Here is a 13,093-nt window from a genome sequence, read left to right as displayed (position 1 = left end):
ATAAACGTAATTCGTAATTTGAGTTTAATATCAACTCAATTTTAATCTTTAAACTTAATATAGCTCATGGCAACAATTACAGCAGCTGATGTAAACAAACTGCGTCAGCAAACTGGTGCTGGTATGATGGATTGCAGAAAAGCACTGGTAGAAAGTGATGGTGATTTTGAACAGGCAGTAGACTACCTGCGCAAAAAAGGTCAGAAAGTAGCTGCACTGCGTTCTGATCGCGAAACCAAAGAAGGTGTTATCATCGCTAAAACATCTGCAGATGGTAAATCCGGCGTTATCGTAGGTCTGGGTTGCGAAACCGACTTCGTTGCTAAAAACGAAGACTTCGTGAAATTCGCTCAGTCTATCGTTGATCTGGCACTGGCTAACAATATCACCACTGTTGAAGCCCTGAACGCTGCTCAACTCGACGGCGCTACCGTTGCTGACAGAGTGAACGACCAGGTTGCTAAAATCGGTGAGAAAATCACCCTGAACAAATTTGAATTCGTTACTGGCGGTGGCGTTACTGCTTACATCCACGGTAACTACCGCATGGGCGTACTCGTAGCTTTCTCTAAAACCGTTTCTGAAGAAGTTGGTAAAGATATCGCTATGCAGATCGCAGCAATGAACCCAATCGCGGTTGATGCTGACAACGTTCCTGCTGAACTGATCGCACGCGAAAAAGAAATCGCTGTTGAACAAGTGAAAGCAGAAGGTAAACCAGCTGAAATGGCTGAAAAAATCGCTGTTGGTAAAGTGAACAAATTCTTTAAAGAAAGTACCCTGGTTAACCAGGCTTTCGTTAAAGACAACAACAAATCTGTTGGCGATTACCTGAAATCAGTAGATGCTGACCTGAAAGTGACTAGCTTTAAGCGTATCGCGTTAGGTTAATACTATTATATCTTTAAAAAGGAGAGAATGAAAATTTCTCTCCTTTTTTTTGCGCATGAATTTTCAACACCACCGAAATTTCGGGAAATGCATTTTCTGCGTTTATGTTGTATCTTAGAATACCGTAGTAACAAAAGGAAATCACAATCTTACAATATCTTTAAGCGTCATGTTGCCAAAGTATAAGCGAATTTTGCTCAAATTGAGCGGTGAGGCCCTCATGGGGGAAGGAAATTATGGAATTGATCCAAAGGTGATACAACAATATGCCTATGATATCAAAGCTGTTACCGACCTCGGTGTACAGGTTGCTATCGTAATCGGCGGTGGTAACATCTATCGTGGAATGAACGAAGCCGAAACCGGTATCGAAAGAGCTCAGGGGGATTATATGGGAATGCTGGCCACAGTGATCAATGGAATGGCTATGCAAAGCGGCCTCGAGAAAATCGGGCTCTACACCCGCCTGCAATCGGCTATTAAAATGGAACAAATCGCAGAACCTTACATCCGCCGCCGCGCCATCCGCCACGTGGAAAAAGGTCGCGTAGTAATCTTCGGCGCCGGTACCGGTAACCCGTACTTTACTACTGATACAGCTGCCTCCCTTCGCGCAATCGAAATTCAGGCAGATGTTATCCTCAAAGGAACACGTGTAGATGGTATCTACACCGCAGATCCTGAAAAAGATAAAACCGCTACCAGATACGAAACTATCACCTTCTCTGAAGTTTACCAGAAAAGCCTGAACGTAATGGATATGACAGCTTTCACCCTTTGCCAGGAGAATAAACTGCCAATCATCGTTTTCGACATGAACAGACCAGGTAACCTCCTGAACGTCATCATGGGTAAAAACGTTGGTACCCTCGTTCACTAATTTCTTTATACATATTATTAAAAAGGCCCGTTTCTACAGCGTAGAAACGGGCCTTTTCATTAGCATACTGCCTTAATTATTTAATCCACTGCCTGATAGCGGTAAAAGGCAAATAAAGCGTTACCTGCCCCAAACTATACGGCCCTATCTCATAAGGCACATAACTGAAGGCAACTCCCTTATCTGTAAATATGAAATTATCATTGGGTACAATCGTAGGGGTCAGTAAACTCTGACTCAGTACTTCATCCCCATCAATACTATATTTTTCCCGGAAAGCCTTATCCAGTAAAGGGCTGAAGGCTTCCTTGTAGCCCGGCTTGAATACATCCGCAGGTTTTAATACCTTCTTTTTCGCCGCGTCAATCGTTATAAAAGTACTACCCCAGTTGCCATGCGCACCACCTGTATAGGCATAGCCATATTTTTCCAATACGAGCAATGGCCAGTGGTTATACACCACCTTCATATCATTTTCGGTGGTCCAGGTCCACGAACCTGCACTGGAAGGGTCCAGTAACTCTGCCGTATCTACAGTGCCGCCAGCAGTGGAATAACTGGTGATGAAAGAATCGATCGTCCGCTTCATGAATTGCTTCGGGTCCTGGATATTGCTGCCCGTAATGACCTGTTTCAAAAAGGCAGAAAGTTCAGGCTGTATGTCTTTTGCCGGCCATAAAATACTGGTGGAAGCCAGTCCCAATGGAGATTTAGTATTCCCTGGAATCATATAGGCAGAGTCCGTTGCGTAGTATACAACCAGCGGTACGGCATCTTTAAAATCTGTGTGGAAATTGAAATGATAGGAGGTGCCATTGCCATGCCACACACCGGTGAGGTGCCCGGAATCGTCGAGCATACCACTGAAAAACCGCTCGTTCTCCGGATCTATATTCTCCTCATATAACTTGATATACCCTGAATCTCCTGTTCCCCAGATGGTGATAGGCTGACCGGAAGTATCAAATGAATAGTAGCCACGGTACACACTTGGTGTGGTCTTTAATAATTGCATGGTAACAGGCTTATCGCCCATAGTGCCTTTCAGCAATGTATAGAAATAGGGAGCACTGACTAAGGGAATAATGCCGGCATTTTCGTCCTGCTGCGAACTGCCTGGCTTCTGTTTACAGGAGAAGAGTACGATTCCTGCCAGCAATAGCAATAAGGATATTCTTTTCATAGATGATTTATATCAGGTCGGCCAAAATTACTATTATCCTTCCATACCTTTGTTATTAGTTAAAACCCATGACCATGTTAAATCAGAAAATAGCGGACCTGCGTAAAGACTATATCATGGCTTCCCTGGATGAAAAAGATGTAGCAAAACATCCCCTGGAGCAGTTTGGAAAATGGTGGAAAGAGGCGACCAGCGGTGAGCTGGATGAACCCAATGCCATGACACTGGCTACCAGCACCCCGGATGGACTTCCATCTGCAAGGATTGTATTGTTAAAAAGTTTCGATGAAGATGGGTTCCTTTTTTTTACGAATTATGAAAGCCAGAAAGGACAGGAGCTTGCCTTGAATCACCATGTATGCCTGCTGTTTTTCTGGAAAGAACTGGAGCGTCAGGTGCGGATCACAGGCATCGTGAGCAAGGCAGATAAGGCGACAAGTGATGCATATTACAATAGCCGCCCGCATGGCAGTAAAATAGGTGCTATTGCTTCTCCGCAAAGTAAGGTGATTGCAAACCGTGGATTCCTGGAACAGGCAGTTGCCAAGGTGGAAGAAACTTTTGCCAATCGTGAGCCTGAAAGACCCGATTACTGGGGTGGTTATGTGGTGAAGCCTTCTAAGATAGAATTCTGGCAGGGTAGAAGCAGCCGTTTGCACGACCGGATATTATACGTACTGGAGCCGGATAGCAGCTGGCTGATAGAGCGGCTGGCTCCCTGATAAAGCATATTAAACACAACAAAGGCGCAAAATATCGTGAAGATGATTTGCGCCTTTAATTTTGTATCTCTGCGAGAAAACTAAGCTTTCTTTTCTGCTTTTGGAGCAGCAGTTTTTTTAGTTCTTGCTGGTCTTGCTTTACCGAAAGAAGAATTGAAGATCTTACCTCTTTTGGTTTTTACATCTCCTCTACCCATAACAAATGATTTGTAGTTTGTTTTTTAATATGATGTTATAACAGCCGCAAATTAATTCAAATCGCTGAAATTCTACACTACTGGCGGTTTGATATAAAAAAAAAGCAAGAAACATAATTGTTCCTTGCTTGAATAAGTTGTGCTAACTGATTAGAGCTTGTCAGACAGAGCTTTACCAGCTTTGAATTTAGCAACTTTCTTAGCTTTGATCTTGATGATCTGACCGGTCTGTGGGTTTCTACCGTTACGTGCAGCACGTTTAGATACGGAGAAAGTACCAAAACCAACCAAAGTTACTTTACCACCTTTTTTCAGGGTATCAGCAACAGCTTTGGTGAAAGAGTCTAAAGCATCGTTAGCCTGGGTTTTTGTAACGCCAGCATCTTTGGCAATTTTGTCGATTAATTCGGCTTTGTTCATAGTTAGTAAGATTTAACTAGTGAAGAAATGTTTGATGTGAGCAAATATAGCGCGTTTTATCAGATTACCAAATTTTTTGCAACTTTTTTATACATTTTTTTATCGGCTGAAAAACGCTACAGGTAACGGTTACAGCAGATTGCTGCTTTCCCCGATTTGGTCACGCAAAAATGTGTAATCTTTTGAAACGCCGTGCTGTAGCTTGTTTCAATGGTTTTTTAGCATTGTTCAGCACTTTTCGCAACTTTCGTACCTAACTCCCGACCCCCTGAAAACAGTGGATTTCCTGTGGATAAGTTTACAATTTTATGATGTTTCAGACGCTCTTCATCACCGTTCCAAAGGCAATAAACTGGTCGCCAAAGAGGTCATAACCCCGTTGTCTTAATCCGCCGGAATACTCTGCCATAAAGGTATTATAGTTCTCCATGGTATCTGTGAAGTACTGAATGGCATATGTCGGGCCTTCACTATCATCCTGCTCTAATAGCCGGCACATGCGGTAGTCATGGAAAAGACCTGTCTGCAACATGGCCGGAATCTGCTCGTTACGCATCCAGTGCATCCACTCGGGATGTATGCTGGTGGCTACTTTTACTGTAATATTATAAATGATCATGTATGCTGCTAACTATATAGGTATACTGTAATCAGGCATTGCTGGCCAGTTCCAGGTATACCGGACAATGATCTGAGTGTTTAACGTCCTGGTAGATGGCGGCATGTTTCAGCCTTTCTTTCAGGGGAGATGTTACGTTGATATAATCGATACGCCAACCCTTGTTATTGTTCCGCGCATTCGCCCGGAAGCTCCACCAGCTGTACTGATGCGGGTCCGGATTGAAATGACGGAAGGTATCCACGAAGCCGCTGGCAAATAACTTGTCCATCCAGGCCCTTTCTTCAGGAAGGAAACCGGTGGAATTCTTGTTACTTACGGGATCATGAATATCTATAGGTTTATGGCAAATGTTATAATCGCCGCAAACAATAAGATTAGGGCGGGTTTTACGTAATTCGCTCAGGTAACTGAAAAACTCTTCCAGCCACTGATATTTATACGTCTGACGCTCATCACCGCTGGTTCCGGAAGGAATATAGGTGTTGATGAGTGTCAGGTCCCCGAAATCCAGCCTGATAAAACGACCTTCGGCATCACTTTGTGAGTTGCCATTGCCATATACAACGTTATCCGGCTTGAATTTCGTCAGTACGGCCACTCCGCTGTAACCCTTTTTCTGGGCACTAAACCAGTAGTGATCGTAGCCTAATTCGTCGAACTTACGGAAGTCAACATTATCCTTATTGGCCTTGATCTCCTGCAAACAGATAATGTCAGCAGGATTGTCGGCCAGCCACTCGGTGAAACCTTTAGTCATGGCTGATCTCAGCCCATTCACATTATAGGAAACAATTCGCATGATGTGCTAATCTTTTACATATCATATTCCAGGTTAGGACGAAGCCATTTCTCTGCTTCTTCTATCGTCCAGCCTTTACGGGCGGCATAGTTGTTAACCTGGTCTTTCTCTATCTTACCTAAACCAAAATATTTCGCTTCAGGGTTGGCAAAATACCATCCGCTAACGCTGGAAGCCGGATACATCGCCAGTGATTCTGTGAGTGTAATACCGGTATTTTCTGTGGCATTTAACAGGTCGAAAAGTTTGTACTTCTCTGTGTGCTCCGGACAGGCAGGATAGCCTGGCGCCGGGCGAATACCCATATATGCCTCTTGTATCAGCTGTTCGTTGGAAAGATGTTCTTCGCTTGCATATCCCCAGAACTCCTTACGCACTCTTTCGTGCATCAGCTCTGTAAAGGCCTCTGCAAGCCTGTCTGCCAGCGCCTTCAGCATAATGCTGCTGTAGTCGTCCAGCTCTTCTTTGAACTTATCCAGCCATTTTTCTATACCCGCGCCTGCCGTTACAGCGAAGCCGCCGATATAATCCTGTTTACCGGTTTCCTGTGGCGCGATAAAGTCGGCCAGGGAAAGGTTTGGCTGCCCCGGCGCCTTCTTGATCTGCTGGCGCAGGAATTCAAGATTAACAGGTTCGCTGCCGGATTGTTCAGGAGTTACGCGAATAGTATCGGCTGCTACTGCGTTTGCCGGGAAAATCCCGATAACCGCATTGGCGTCCAACCATTTCTCCTCGATGATCCTTTTCAGCATGGCCTGTGCATCGTGATACAGATGCGTAGCCTGTTCTCCCACTACTTCATCCGTCAGGATTGCAGGGAATTTACCATGCAGTTCCCAGGAGATGAAGAATGGCTGCCAGTCTATATACGCGGCTATCTCTCCCAGATCATAATTTTCAAACTTCTTTATACCGGTAAACTTAGGTTTAACAGGGGAGAAGCCATTCCAGTCAATAGCTGTCTTGTTTTGCTGCGCTGTTTCGAAGGGCAGATATTGCTTTACCGGTTTTTTATTCCGGAAAGATTCATTGAGTTTGTTGTATTCTGTATTGATGGTGCTGAGGAAGTTCTTCTTCAGGGCTTTGTTGAGCAGACTACCGGTAACCGTCACGCTACGGGAGGCATCCAGTACGTGTACTACGCCATGTTCATACTCCGGCGCAATTTTCACGGCGGTATGGGTACGGGATGTAGTAGCGCCACCGATGATCAGCGGTACCTCAAATTGCTGCCTTTTCATTTCGCGGGCTACGTGTACCATTTCATCCAAACTAGGCGTAATCAGCCCGCTAAGGCCGATAATGTCCACCTTTTCCTGTTTAGCTGTCTGCAGAATCTTTTCTGCTGGCACCATAACACCCATATCGATGATTTCGTAGCCATTACAAGCTAATACCACACCCACGATATTTTTACCGATATCGTGTACATCTCCCTTAACGGTAGCGAGTAATATTTTACCGGCAGATTTTATTTCTCCGCCAAACTCCGCCTGCATTCTCAGCTTTTCTTCTTCGATGAACGGCGTAAGAACGGCTACGGATTTTTTCATCACACGGGCACTCTTTACTACCTGCGGCAGGAACATTTTACCACTGCCGAAGAGGTCACCCACGACGTTCATGCCATCCATTAACGGACCTTCAATAACGTCCAGCGGGCGAGGGTATTTCTGGCGGGCTTCTTCTGTATCAGCCTCGATATAATCAGTGATACCGTTCACAAGAGAGTGGCTCAGTCGTTCTTCTACTGTGCCTAATCTCCAGGTTTCATCTTTTTCAATGACCTTGCCTTTAGCCTTTACGGTATCTGCAAAAGCGACCAGTCTTTCCGTTGCATCATCCCGGCGATTCAGGATGGCATCCTCACAAAGTTCTCTCAGCTGTGGTTCTATGTCATCATAGATCTGTAACTGACCTGCGTTAACGATACCCATATCCATACCTGCTTTGATGGCATAGTACAGGAATACGGAGTGCATGGCTTCACGCACAGCTTCATTACCTCTGAAAGAGAAAGACACGTTACTTACACCACCACTTACTTTGGTGAGTGGCATCAGTTCTTTCACACGACGGGTAGCTTCAATGAATTCTACCGCGTAGTTATTATGTTCTTCGATACCGGTGGCGATAGCGAAGATGTTGAGATCGAATATAATATCCTGTGGGTCGAATCCTACCTGTTCAGTAAGGATTTTGTAGGCGCGGTAACTGAATTCAACACGTTTTTCCAGGGTATCTGCCTGGCCGTTTTCGTCGAATGCCATTACCACCACAGCAGCACCGAATGCCTTACAGGTTTGTGCATGTTCGATAAACTTCTCTTCCCCTTCTTTAAGGGAGATGGAGTTTACGATACATTTACCCTGTACGCATTTCAGACCTGCTTCAATTACGCTGAACTTACTGGAGTCGATCATGATAGGGATACGGGAAATATCCGGTTCTGCTGCCAGGAGGTTCAGATAGGTGGTCATTGCCTTTTCACCGTCGAGGAGGGCGTCGTCCATGTTTACGTCCAGGATCTGGGCGCCGTTTTCTACCTGCTGACGCGCTACTGAAAGTGCTTCTTCATACAGGCCTTCACGAACAAGGCGGGCAAATTTTTTGGAACCGGTAACGTTGGTACGTTCGCCGACGTTGATAAAGTTGGCTTCCGGGCGGATAACCAGCGGTTCAAGACCACTCAGCCTCATATAGGGCGGAATAATTCTTTGTTCACGCTCAGCTGCCGCAGATGCCGCTTCATTATTTATTGTAGATACGCTCATTGTTGCTGTAAGTCGGAATAAAATGATAAACTATGCCAGAGTGGTTGTCTGTACAGGTTTAAGACGTGGTGGAATATTTTTCACATGTTCTGCAATGTGTCGGATATGGTCTGGGGTAGTACCGCAGCATCCACCAACTATATTTACGAAACCGGAGCTTGCAAAGTCTTCAATAATGCAGGCGGTATCTTCCGGCTCCTCATCATATTCCCCAAAGGCATTTGGTAAGCCGGCATTCGGATAGCAGCTTACGTAGCAGCTGGCGATGTTGGACAGCTCTTCTACATAAGGACGCATCTGTTGTCCGCCCAATGCACAGTTCAACCCAATAGAAAACGGATTGGCATGCATTACCGAGATATAGAATGCTTCCAGCGTCTGGCCACTCAGGGTACGGCCGGAGGCATCTGTAATCGTACCGGAAATCATGATAGGTAATGGTGGCTTACCTGATTCACGGAAGTATTTTTTGATGGCGTAGATCGCAGCTTTACAGTTTAATGTATCGAAGATGGTCTCAATCAGGAGGATGTCCACACCACCTTCCACAAGGCCATGGATCTGCTCCTGGTAGGCAGCTGCCACTTCGTCGAAGGTGACCGAACGATACCCGGGGTTGTTAACGTCCGGAGATAAGGACAACGTTTTATTCAACGGCCCGATAGCACCAGCCACAAAACGCGGCTTGTCAGGGTTTTTAGCGGTATACTCCACCGCCGCCCTTTTAGCAATGCTGGCAGCAGCGATGTTGAGCTCAAATGCTAATTCCTGCATATCATAATCGGCCATTGCAATAGAAGTACAACTGAAGGAGTTGGTTTCGATAATATCGGCACCAGCTTCCAGGTACTCTTTGTGAATAGCTTCTATAATCTGTGGCTGCGTGAGGTTGAGGAGGTCATTGTTTCCTTTGAGGTCGCTTGGGTAATCCGCAAAACGAGTGCCTCTGTAATCAGCTTCTGTAAGCTTGTATCGTTGAATCATGGTACCCATGGCACCATCGATGATGAGCACGCGCTCATTTGCACAGTCTTGTAAAGATTTCATGTCTGTAAAGGCGTTTATTAGTTTCGGTTTAAACCAGGGTCGAACAATAAACAAATCCACCCTGTATATCCTTGCAAATATACAATATTCCCTAGTATTTATAGCCCTTTTAAGGACACTGTGGTTATTAGTCAGTGGTGATATTATGGGTCTGTGAAATAGATTTTGTTTATATGTTATAAAAAATTTTGGAAGAAGTCTATAAAGTCTACTATATTTGTAGGGTAATAATAAAGCACATGCAATCAGAATATTTAAAGACAATGCAACAATCGGCCTCGGCTCCCCACCAGCCCGGTATTTGCTGTAACCCGGCATCCCGATGTATCTGCCTCTGATATTATCTGTCATTCATTAACGCTATTATCTTATTACATCTTTACAACAAAATTTAACCAGTCATGTCGATATCTCAGCATATCCATACCCTCCGTGAACACCTGGCAAGGTTGGGGCTTCAGCCAGTACCAGATCAGGAATCAGGTAGTCAGGAGGTATTTAAAATCTGTTTCCTGAATAAGGTTGAAATGCAGCGCTGGAAAGAGCTAAAGGAAAAAGAAAAATCAACGACCAACCATAACATCATTGAAGGAGAGCAATAGCAATCCCGATAAAATTTTCATAACGTGGAATTACAGGTTAAACGAAGACGGGTACTATTCAGTACCCGTATTTTTTTGTGTTATACCCTAAACTAAAAAGCCGGCCTCTACTCAGTAGAGACCGGCTTTTTAACTATAAAAAAACTTGTTATCGTTGCTGTACATAGCTTTCCAACGGTAACCTGTTGGAAATAGACCTGGCCAATGTCATCTCATCGGCATACTCCAACTCTCCCCCAAAAGCAATACCACGCGCAATAGTAGTGATCTTTACCGGCGATTCCTTCAGCTTTTTGGAGAGATAATAAATGGTAGTATCTCCTTCAATAGTAGGATTCAGGGCCATAATCACTTCTGTAACCCCTTTCTGCTTTACCCGCTCTACCAGCGAATGTATATTCAGCTGGTCTGGCCCAACACCATCCAATGGAGAGATAATGCCGCCCAATACATGGTACAGGCCATTATACTGTTGGGTGTTCTCGATCGCCATCACATCCCGGATGCTCTCTACCACACAAACGACCTGCCTGTTCCGGGTATGACTGCCACAAATGCTGCAAATCTCTTCGTCGGAAACATTATGGCAATCTTTACAGAATTTAATCTGCTCACGCATTCTTGCAATTACATCACTAAACTGCTGTACCTGGGCCGGCTCCTGTTTCAGCAGGTGCAATACCAGGCGCAGTGCGGTCTTCTTCCCGATACCGGGAAGCCGGGAAAATTCATTTACCGCGTTTTCTATCAGTGCAGAAGAAAATACCATGTTACAAAGGTAGGCAATCCTGTACGCCTAAATTTTCAGTGTTTTTAAGTTGTTCCAGCCCGCTTTCAGGTTGTATTTGTCAGGAAGCAGAATCACGCGCTCCGGTTGACGCTTGGGCTCGGTATAATAGCTCCCGCGGTCCCATTTACCATTACCATTCCTGTCTAAAAGTATGCGTACTTCATATTCTCCCGGTGTGATAAGCTCCTGGGTCCATTTACCATTTACGGTGGTGCCTGAATACTTAATCGTCTTATCCTGAACGAGTTGCACCACATAATGCATCGTGCTATCATCAATCGCCTCCCTGGTACTATCCGTAATAATCAGGTCTGCCTTGAAAATGCTATAATCTACCAGCTTCTTGGACACAAAGTTAACGGTGTCATTCTTGACAAGGGCCTGTCCAAGCGTATCCTTGACCGCTTCTTTAGGAATGATCAGCCGGTAAGGGGTATTCTCTTTCCACTTATAGTAGAAAGAAAGATCCTTTTTGGTAGTGGTGTCCAGCGAAGCATGGAAAGTTACCGGCGAAAATACCGAGTCTTCCAGCAGCTGTATACGGTTGCTGTCCACATACTTTAGCGGCATGGTGAAAGTCAGCAGTAAAGGCAGTGGCAATTCCTGCTTATTATTCTCCAGCTTCGGCTGTGCGGTCAGTTTGGGTAATTTCTTTATTCTCTCTTCTCTCTCTTTCGCCGTTTCTTCTACCTTCTCCGCCTGATCAAGAGAATCTGTACCAAATTCAGAAGGCTTTTTAACAGTACTGTCGTTTTCCATAAACAACAGCATGTTCACATCCGATATATTCTTCTCTTCCAGCACGATTGGCTTGTCCAGAAAGGCGATCAGCTCAGAAGAAGAGGTATATAAGAGGTCTTTGTCTTCTTCCTTGAGCGCAAAAACTTTATAGGTGCCCGGCGCCAGGTTCTTAAAACGATAAGAGCCATCTCCCTTGCTTTTAGCGTAGTACAAAGGCTTTTCCTTCGACACGATGGAGTCTTCAGACGGATAAGGATACAGCATTACAGCAATGTTACTATCCAGTTTGCCGCTTTCAGCATCAATGATACGACCGGTTACCTGCAGACTATCCAGGTAATTACCGGTAGAAAATACATACTGAAAATCAGGGATGGCGTTACGTTCGTTGATGTCGCGCACACCATCTGCAAAGTTGAAAGTATAGGTGGTGTTAGGTTTCAGTGTATCCTTGAAGGTAACGGTCACGGTATGCAGCTTGGCGGTTGCTACCGGCTGACGCTTAAGGGTAGGGGATACGATCAGTTTATCATTGATGTTATCCAGCTCCACATATTCATCAAAAACAAAGGAGATCTTCTGCCCGGTAAAGTGCAGCGACGAATCCTGTGGCCTCGCCTGTAATAATACCGGTGGCAATGTATCCTTAGGACCACCCCCCGGTGGCACTATATTGGCGCAACGTGAAAATGATAATACAGCTACTGTTATAAATATCAGCCAGAAGGCCCAGTTCCGGAAATGTCGAATCATGAATTAAAAATATTTGGCAAACTTACGAAATGCCCGGAAAGCGGCTACTATATTTAAGCTACCTCCCCAGTCAGCTATAAGTAAAAATATAAGACTCTGTAATTCAAATAGTTATTTGATGGTGCGCTGGCCCCATCTCCATATATAAAGTACGAAAATACATTAAGTTGTACGATCTTGCAGTGACTACTTGATCGATACCTTATGTCAAGAATTTATTCTCTCCAACGGATACAGGTAATTCCCGCTTCTCTGCAAGCGGTATGGAATTATTTTTCTTCTCCGGCAAACCTGATCGACCTGACACCAGCGTATATGAATTTCCGTGTTACTTCTCCTCCCCACCAGGGACAGATTTACGCAGGACAAATCATTACCTATAAAGTGAGCCCTGTAGCAGGAATCCCGCTGACATGGGTCACAGAGATAACGCATGTCCACCCACAGCAATATTTTGTGGATGAACAACGCACAGGCCCTTACAGTATGTGGCATCACGAACATCACTTTGAAGTAGTGGCAGGAGGTGTACGAATGACAGACCTGGTGCACTACAGGATGCCACTGGGCATATTGGGAACACTGGCCCATCAGGTATTTGTAAAGAAACAGCTGGAAGATCTTTTTAACTACAGGTCAGGCAAGGTTTCCGGCCATACATTTATGGAATAG

Annotated in this window: 14 protein-coding genes; 5 read left to right on the top strand and 9 right to left on the bottom strand. The window is 44.9% G+C overall.

Annotation, left to right across the window (positions count from 1 at the left end; all coding sequences use genetic code 11):
* Positions 1–66: 66 nt before the first annotated feature.
* Complete coding sequence (gene tsf, locus F3J22_RS02175; RefSeq protein ID WP_167013843.1) at positions 67–891, top strand: translation elongation factor Ts; 825 nt, start codon at positions 67–69, stop codon at positions 889–891.
* A 169-nt stretch (positions 892–1,060) separates the two neighbouring features.
* Positions 1,061–1,771 carry a UMP kinase gene (gene pyrH, locus F3J22_RS02170; RefSeq protein ID WP_167013841.1) on the top strand — a complete coding sequence of 237 codons (711 nt, stop codon included), beginning with the start codon at positions 1,061–1,063 and terminating at the stop codon, positions 1,769–1,771.
* 76 nt (positions 1,772–1,847) lie between these two features.
* Here the strand turns inward: pyrH and F3J22_RS02165 are convergent, their stop codons facing one another.
* On the bottom strand, positions 1,848–2,954 hold the full coding sequence (locus tag F3J22_RS02165; RefSeq protein WP_167013839.1) for a DUF3298 and DUF4163 domain-containing protein: 1,107 nt from the start codon (positions 2,952–2,954) through the stop codon (positions 1,848–1,850).
* A gap of 74 nt (positions 2,955–3,028) precedes the next feature.
* Between F3J22_RS02165 and pdxH the strand changes: the two genes are divergently transcribed.
* Entirely contained in the window at positions 3,029–3,676 is a 648-nt protein-coding gene (gene pdxH, locus F3J22_RS02160) for a pyridoxamine 5'-phosphate oxidase (protein ID WP_167013837.1), read from the top strand.
* 80 nt (positions 3,677–3,756) lie between these two features.
* Here the strand turns inward: pdxH and F3J22_RS02155 are convergent, their stop codons facing one another.
* The 6 genes from F3J22_RS02155 to F3J22_RS02130 all read right to left on the bottom strand — a co-directional run bounded on the left by F3J22_RS02155 (position 3,757) and on the right by F3J22_RS02130 (position 9,535).
* On the bottom strand, positions 3,757–3,873 hold the full coding sequence (locus F3J22_RS02155) for a 30S ribosomal protein THX (protein WP_167013822.1): 117 nt from the start codon (positions 3,871–3,873) through the stop codon (positions 3,757–3,759).
* A gap of 150 nt (positions 3,874–4,023) precedes the next feature.
* Positions 4,024–4,293: an HU family DNA-binding protein gene (locus tag F3J22_RS02150; RefSeq protein ID WP_167013820.1), complete on the bottom strand. Its 270-nt coding sequence runs from the start codon at positions 4,291–4,293 to the stop codon at positions 4,024–4,026.
* 316 nt (positions 4,294–4,609) lie between these two features.
* Positions 4,610–4,912, bottom strand: a complete 303-nt coding sequence (locus F3J22_RS02145) for a DUF4286 family protein (protein WP_167013818.1) — start codon at positions 4,910–4,912, stop codon at positions 4,610–4,612.
* A gap of 31 nt (positions 4,913–4,943) precedes the next feature.
* Positions 4,944–5,714 (bottom strand): exodeoxyribonuclease III, encoded by a 771-nt coding sequence (locus F3J22_RS02140; RefSeq protein ID WP_167013816.1) that lies wholly within the window; start codon positions 5,712–5,714, stop codon positions 4,944–4,946.
* 14 nt (positions 5,715–5,728) lie between these two features.
* Complete coding sequence (gene metH / locus F3J22_RS02135) at positions 5,729–8,488, bottom strand: methionine synthase (protein WP_167013814.1); 2,760 nt, start codon at positions 8,486–8,488, stop codon at positions 5,729–5,731.
* Positions 8,489–8,518: 30 nt separating this feature from the next.
* Entirely contained in the window at positions 8,519–9,535 is a 1,017-nt protein-coding gene (locus F3J22_RS02130; protein WP_167013812.1) for a homocysteine S-methyltransferase family protein, read from the bottom strand.
* A gap of 401 nt (positions 9,536–9,936) precedes the next feature.
* On the opposite strand from F3J22_RS02130, the gene F3J22_RS02125 reads away from it, so the two are divergent.
* Entirely contained in the window at positions 9,937–10,137 is a 201-nt protein-coding gene (locus F3J22_RS02125) for a hypothetical protein (protein ID WP_167013810.1), read from the top strand.
* Between the two features lie 148 nt (positions 10,138–10,285).
* On the opposite strand, the gene recR is transcribed toward F3J22_RS02125, so the two are convergent.
* Together recR and F3J22_RS02115 are read right to left on the bottom strand one after the other, a co-directional pair.
* On the bottom strand, positions 10,286–10,906 hold the full coding sequence (gene recR, locus F3J22_RS02120) for a recombination mediator RecR (protein ID WP_167013808.1): 621 nt from the start codon (positions 10,904–10,906) through the stop codon (positions 10,286–10,288).
* Positions 10,907–10,933: 27 nt separating this feature from the next.
* Complete coding sequence (locus tag F3J22_RS02115) at positions 10,934–12,421, bottom strand: Ig-like domain-containing protein (RefSeq protein ID WP_167013807.1); 1,488 nt, start codon at positions 12,419–12,421, stop codon at positions 10,934–10,936.
* A gap of 204 nt (positions 12,422–12,625) precedes the next feature.
* Between F3J22_RS02115 and F3J22_RS02110 the strand changes: the two genes are divergently transcribed.
* Entirely contained in the window at positions 12,626–13,093 is a 468-nt protein-coding gene (locus F3J22_RS02110; RefSeq protein WP_167013805.1) for an SRPBCC family protein, read from the top strand.

It is taken from the genome of Chitinophaga sp. Cy-1792 (genome assembly GCF_011752935.1).
Lineage (GTDB): Bacteria > Bacteroidota > Bacteroidia > Chitinophagales > Chitinophagaceae > Chitinophaga.
This window is presented reverse-complemented; position numbering and strand designations above follow the sequence as displayed.

Excerpts from the sequence above, each read along its gene's own strand:
- F3J22_RS02110 (WP_167013805.1), top strand. The coding sequence starts at position 12,626 with ATGTCAAGAATTTATTCTCTCCAACGGATACAGGTAATTCCCGCTTCT.
- F3J22_RS02125 (WP_167013810.1), top strand. The coding sequence starts at position 9,937 with ATGTCGATATCTCAGCATATCCATACCCTCCGTGAACACCTGGCAAGG.
- F3J22_RS02130 (WP_167013812.1), bottom strand. The coding sequence starts at position 9,535 with ATGAAATCTTTACAAGACTGTGCAAATGAGCGCGTGCTCATCATCGAT.
- F3J22_RS02145 (WP_167013818.1), bottom strand. The coding sequence starts at position 4,912 with ATGATCATTTATAATATTACAGTAAAAGTAGCCACCAGCATACATCCC.
- pyrH (WP_167013841.1), top strand. The coding sequence starts at position 1,061 with ATGTTGCCAAAGTATAAGCGAATTTTGCTCAAATTGAGCGGTGAGGCC.
- F3J22_RS02115 (WP_167013807.1), bottom strand. The coding sequence starts at position 12,421 with ATGATTCGACATTTCCGGAACTGGGCCTTCTGGCTGATATTTATAACA.
- F3J22_RS02140 (WP_167013816.1), bottom strand. The coding sequence starts at position 5,714 with ATGCGAATTGTTTCCTATAATGTGAATGGGCTGAGATCAGCCATGACT.
- F3J22_RS02150 (WP_167013820.1), bottom strand. The coding sequence starts at position 4,293 with ATGAACAAAGCCGAATTAATCGACAAAATTGCCAAAGATGCTGGCGTT.
- F3J22_RS02165 (WP_167013839.1), bottom strand. The coding sequence starts at position 2,954 with ATGAAAAGAATATCCTTATTGCTATTGCTGGCAGGAATCGTACTCTTC.
- recR (WP_167013808.1), bottom strand. The coding sequence starts at position 10,906 with ATGGTATTTTCTTCTGCACTGATAGAAAACGCGGTAAATGAATTTTCC.
- pdxH (WP_167013837.1), top strand. The coding sequence starts at position 3,029 with ATGTTAAATCAGAAAATAGCGGACCTGCGTAAAGACTATATCATGGCT.
- metH (WP_167013814.1), bottom strand. The coding sequence starts at position 8,488 with ATGAGCGTATCTACAATAAATAATGAAGCGGCATCTGCGGCAGCTGAG.
- F3J22_RS02155 (WP_167013822.1), bottom strand. The coding sequence starts at position 3,873 with ATGGGTAGAGGAGATGTAAAAACCAAAAGAGGTAAGATCTTCAATTCT.
- tsf (WP_167013843.1), top strand. The coding sequence starts at position 67 with ATGGCAACAATTACAGCAGCTGATGTAAACAAACTGCGTCAGCAAACT.